This is a genomic window from Coprococcus intestinihominis (assembly GCF_040096555.1).
GTDB lineage: Bacteria > Bacillota > Clostridia > Lachnospirales > Lachnospiraceae > Coprococcus_A > Coprococcus_A intestinihominis.
In genome coordinates this window covers 1-4861 of sequence record NZ_JBBMEK010000255.1, presented here as the reverse complement: position 1 = coordinate 4861, position 4861 = coordinate 1, and the positions used below count along the sequence as shown (strand labels likewise).

Here is a 4861-nt window from a genome sequence, read left to right as displayed (position 1 = left end):
TTTTTTGAGGAAAATCCCTTGCCGATTTCAGGGATTTTTGACGCTTTTTTCTGGTAATTTTAGTGTATCATAAACACACTTATGTTTCTTATACCAATATGCCAGTTTCCATTTTCTTGTTGTGTCTGCAAAATTTGCCCTCTGATAAACATATCAGCCATACCAAAAATAGCTGTTACTAAAAAGACCGCCAACACAATACAAATGATAGACATACGATTTTGTTTTCGGTGTACTTTTGCAGAAATCGGAACAAGGTCAAGATAATTTTTCATTTGCATTCCCTCCCAAGTCCGTCAGTACACCATCTGTAACACGCAGTACACGGTCAACCATAGAAGTAAGACTATTGTTGTGTGTAATCATTAGTATGGTCTGTTGGTAATATCTGGATGCTTTTGTCAGCAAATCAATAACATCCTGACTGTTTTTACTATCCAGATTGCCCGTCGGCTCATCTGCAAGAATTAACTTTGGCTTTGTAATCAACGCCCTGCCAATAGCGACACGTTGCTGCTGACCTCCAGAAAGTTGTCTTGGCAAATGGTTTCTTCGTTCTGTCAAACCAAGTAGATCCAATATTTCTTCTACATCGGCTGTTTTAGGTTTACGATAATCCAAAAGAATCGGAAATACTATATTCTGTTCAACTGTCAATTCAGGTACAAGTTGAAAAGACTGGAAAATGAATCCAATATTCCTTCTTCTGAAAATGGTGCGTTCTTCTTCTTTCATTGTAAAAAGATTATTTCCGTCCATTGTAATCATGCCAGAAGTCGGAACATCCAATGCCCCAATGCAATTTAACAGTGTACTTTTCCCAGATCCTGACTCTCCAACAACAGCAACAAATTCCCCTTTTTCCAGAGAGAAAGATACATCTTTTAAAGCATCAACCTTTACCGCGCCTGTTCCGTATGTTTTACATAATCTTTGTACTTTCAATATTTCCATATTCCAAGTACCTCCTTTCACAATAGAGGATAGCATTTCGACCTTACAAACAGATGAATTTGACCTTACGATTCTGTAAGAAAAGACAATGTAAAAGTTGTTCCCTGTAATCGTTCACTCTGAACAGAAAGAATACCGCCTTGTTCCTCAACAATTACCTTTGCCAATGGCAGTCCAAGTCCAATCCCTTGACTATCTGAAGTATTTTTGCTTCGGTAAAATCTCTTAAATATGTGGTGTATATCCCCTTGGTCAATTCCGTGTCCGTTATCTGTAATATATATCCTAATCATAGCGGGAGTTCGTTCCCACGATATAGTGATTTTCCCTCCCGCATCTGTATGGTCAAGTGCGTTTTTAACAATATTGCCAATGGCTTCGCTCGTCCACTCAATATCGCAATAAAGCATTTGTTCCAAGTCGCCATCTATCACAATTTCTTTTTTTTCATTATTCGCCCGTGTTGTCAATTCGCTAATTGCGTGATTGAGAATGTTTGAGATACTGTAATTGGATTTTTCAAAAAAGATACTCCCTGCATCTATTCTTGTGATTTTCAACATGGATTGAATAAGCTGCTCAATCCTCTTTAATGCAGTTCCAATCTTTAAGGAAAATTCTTTGACCGTTTCGGGGTTATCTGGCTCATTCTCAATAATTTCCTGATACATCATGAGTGCTGATAGAGGTGTTTTTAATTGATGAGATATATCAGAAATTGTATTTTTAAGAAACTCTTTTGTCTTTTGTTCTGTATCATTTTTTGCTTGAAGCATAGTAGCCAATTGGTCAACAGAAGCCAAGAGCTGATAAATATTTCCCTCATTGGATTGCGGCAGATGAACATTATAATTTCCCTCTATATAGTCCTTAATGATGTTTTCTGATTTCCTATATAGTCTTTCTCTCCAATACAAAAAGAGCATCGTACCTAAAATCAGAAACAGTGTCCATAGAAATAACATCACAAACATGGATGTCATTATTGTATTTTTAACATCAGAAACATAAGATAAATTTTCTATATCCGTACTGTTTGAAAGACCAATTTCGGCTAAAACCTTGTTTCCTGTAGCATCCGCTTCCGTATTCATTAAGGCTGTTGCAATTACTTCCTTTGAAACTCCTTCTTCTAGTAAAGAAGTAGCAATCGCATTATCATGTGTTAGAAACATTTCTTTTGTAACCACCGCTTGCGTGTCTATCACTGTTATGCCTATTAGAACCAGCAGAATAACAAGAACAGCAATGAAAATGCAATACCAACGGTTATGCTTATCATGTAATAGGCTCATTCGTCCACCTCTTTCCACTGATAGCCAAATCCTCGGACTGTCAATAAGTGCTCTGGATGTGATGGGTCTGTTTCTACTTTTTCACGTAGCCGCCGCACATAGACGGAAAGGGTGTTATTGTCTACATAATCCCCTGTGCTGTCCCATAGCTCGCCTAAAATAACTTCTCTTGTAACAATGCGATTTGCATTTCGTATCAATAAACAGAGTAATCGGTATTCTGCGGCTGTCAAATCTAATGATTTTCCTTTTAATACAACACGACTACCTAAAAGATCTATCTTAATATCGCCACACTCTAGCACTGTTGTCGTATCTGGATTAGATAGTCCTGCTCGTCTTAGTAAAGCACGAATACGGGAACATAATTCTCCCAACTTAAATGGCTTGGTAATGTAATCATCACCGCCACAATCCAAACCACGAATAATATTGACTTCTTCATCTGAAGCCGTTAAAAAAATAATCGGGATAGGATTACCATAGCCTCGTACTCTTTCACATACTTCAAATCCGGTTCCATCCGGTAATGTAACATCAAGTATTAGCATATCGTACTTATGTAACTCTACCAAACGGGATAAGGCTTCTTGTACGGTACGAACGAAATCAATATCAAAACCATTCTTTTTTAATGAATATCTTAATCCATCGATCAAACTAGCATCATCTTCTAAAAGCATAATTTTATTCTTCATTTTTTCAACCTTTCTTCGCCTGTCAGCAGGCTTTTTCATCTTTAAGTATAAGCCATACTCGATCAATATGTCGACACTGTCGATACAGTTTTTTCAGCCTTCGCACCCATCACTCTAATAGATTCTAAAGCTTTGCGCCATCCTGTCATATATTCAAACATATCTGATTTTCCAAAAGACTTGTTACATATATTATAGGCGGTTAAACAAGTAATATCAAATATTTCTCCCACTATTAAAACATAGGAAAAATTATTACCGCATTTCAAAAAGAACATTTCTATCAAAAAATCAGAATTACATTTCCTGATTCCTAAAGAAATGTTCTTTTACCAATTATAAAACTGAATTATTAACCATCAAATTCTCGCACCTACAATTATCCTATTTCTATCCCCATTTGCTGCATAAATTGTTTTGTGCCCTCTGGATCTAGTTCTTCAAGCTGTTTCAAATCGAAAGCTACCTTGCAGTATGTACAAAACCCAGATTGTGCATATGATGGTTTTATCACACCTAACTTATACTTTTCAATAAACGTCAACTTACATTCAGAAAACTCATGTGTAATATATGCTTCATTATATGCCAACTCATATCCGGGAATATTTTTTGTAAGATCCGAAAAAAATTCCAAGTTTCCGTCTATCTCACAAAGCATTCCTACATACAATCCTCCAAATTCATATTTTCCTACATGAATCATAATTTTTTCCGTTCCGTATTCCCAATCGTAATCTAATACTCTCCTATTCATAACTGTTCCTCCTCATGCATTTTGGGGGTTAAAAAACTCAATCGGCAGAAGAAATGTTCCTCTCCTATAACTCCCCTCATTATTTACAGTTGCCATACCACCTAAACTGTCCAAGTACTGCTTTCCATTTTTGGAAGCAGAAATGTACATATAGTATTGTGTACGGATAAATCCTGACTCTTTTTGTACCAACCCTTCATAATCATTACTCAGAACAAGTTGTGCCGACAGTTTTTTTGCTTTCCGTCTTAACAGCCGCAATACCATCTGTATAACTTCCTTTTGCTTTTCATCAGAAATCCCTTTAAAATATGGGCGTTCCAAAAATAAAGTAAGAACTTCTTTTTGATCCTTACTATTCCTCTGGTCTGGTGATTCCACTGGTTTCTCTTTTGTAATATCCACAAACTGCAAACGACGATTCACATCTTTATTTTTTGTCAATGTCCCTTTCGTCAATCGTATAAATGCCCTAAAAACAAACTGGTTATTTAAAGATAAGTATAAGACCTTTTTATTTGCATCAAAGGCAGATAACAAACACTCTTTATACCCACCATCCCGATAAGAAAGGCACGTATGTCCTACCAATTCGCCAATTTGCATAACCGGCAATAACCGATCTTCTTCCCAAAGTTTTACATTTCCATTCTTGGTGACTAAATTTTCCCTCCATGCTACTTCATTTTCTTTTGAAATTTCCAGTGCAATCTCATGTTCCAGATCACCTTCATGATACTTGACATCATAAAACCGGTCTGCAATTTCTGCCAGGCACAGTCTTCTAATCTTTTCCTTCTCTCCTTCTGAATTTTGCAAGAATAGTCCGATAATCTCTGCACCGCCTTGATATAAAAATTTCCGAACACCTTTTTGATTTTCTTCAGCAAAAGAAGGTTCGATTTTCAACTGCTGGCATAACTTTTTCCATGTGGTATCAATTTCAGTTACCTGCTTCATCACACTTTCAAAATCTGGATACGCTTTCAATCTTTCCCGGTTCTTAAGCAAAAACAAAAGATGCTGCTCTGACTTGGCTCCAGGAATAAATCTTTCCAACTCTTCCCACACTTCAAGAATCCGGATTGCGCAGTGCCATGACAGATTTTCCACATGCTCCAGTTCCCCATAAATCCACTGGGATAATGGCTTCTGTA

6 protein-coding genes are annotated in these 4861 nt (G+C 36.8%); all 6 read right to left on the bottom strand.

The window, feature by feature from the left end:
- Positions 1 to 59: 59 nt before the first annotated feature.
- On the bottom strand, positions 60 to 275 hold the full coding sequence (locus WMO25_RS15035) for a hypothetical protein (RefSeq protein WP_435384319.1): 216 nt from the start codon (positions 273 to 275) through the stop codon (positions 60 to 62).
- Complete coding sequence (locus WMO25_RS15030; RefSeq protein WP_117989108.1) at positions 259 to 954, bottom strand: ABC transporter ATP-binding protein; 696 nt, start codon at positions 952 to 954, stop codon at positions 259 to 261. Before WMO25_RS15030 ends, WMO25_RS15035 begins: the two co-directional genes overlap by 17 nt.
- 65 nt (positions 955 to 1019) lie before the next feature.
- Positions 1020 to 2249 (bottom strand): sensor histidine kinase, encoded by a 1230-nt coding sequence (locus WMO25_RS15025; RefSeq protein WP_117989109.1) that lies wholly within the window; start codon positions 2247 to 2249, stop codon positions 1020 to 1022.
- On the bottom strand, positions 2246 to 2947 hold the full coding sequence (locus WMO25_RS15020; RefSeq protein WP_117989110.1) for a response regulator transcription factor: 702 nt from the start codon (positions 2945 to 2947) through the stop codon (positions 2246 to 2248). The genes WMO25_RS15025 and WMO25_RS15020 overlap by 4 nt, the downstream gene beginning before the upstream one ends.
- Before the next feature lie 379 nt (positions 2948 to 3326).
- Positions 3327 to 3704 carry a DUF4313 domain-containing protein gene (locus WMO25_RS15015; RefSeq protein ID WP_117989111.1) on the bottom strand — a complete coding sequence of 126 codons (378 nt, stop codon included), beginning with the start codon at positions 3702 to 3704 and terminating at the stop codon, positions 3327 to 3329.
- 12 nt (positions 3705 to 3716) lie between these two features.
- Positions 3717 to 4763 carry a hypothetical protein gene (locus tag WMO25_RS15010; RefSeq protein ID WP_349085993.1) on the bottom strand — a complete coding sequence of 349 codons (1047 nt, stop codon included), beginning with the start codon at positions 4761 to 4763 and terminating at the stop codon, positions 3717 to 3719.
- Positions 4764 to 4861 lie beyond the last annotated feature (98 nt).

Excerpts from the sequence above, each read along its gene's own strand:
- WMO25_RS15025 (WP_117989109.1), bottom strand. The coding sequence starts at position 2,249 with ATGAGCCTATTACATGATAAGCATAACCGTTGGTATTGCATTTTCATT.
- WMO25_RS15030 (WP_117989108.1), bottom strand. The coding sequence starts at position 954 with ATGGAAATATTGAAAGTACAAAGATTATGTAAAACATACGGAACAGGC.
- WMO25_RS15035 (WP_435384319.1), bottom strand. The coding sequence starts at position 275 with ATGAAAAATTATCTTGACCTTGTTCCGATTTCTGCAAAAGTACACCGA.
- WMO25_RS15015 (WP_117989111.1), bottom strand. The coding sequence starts at position 3,704 with ATGAATAGGAGAGTATTAGATTACGATTGGGAATACGGAACGGAAAAA.
- WMO25_RS15020 (WP_117989110.1), bottom strand. The coding sequence starts at position 2,947 with ATGAAGAATAAAATTATGCTTTTAGAAGATGATGCTAGTTTGATCGAT.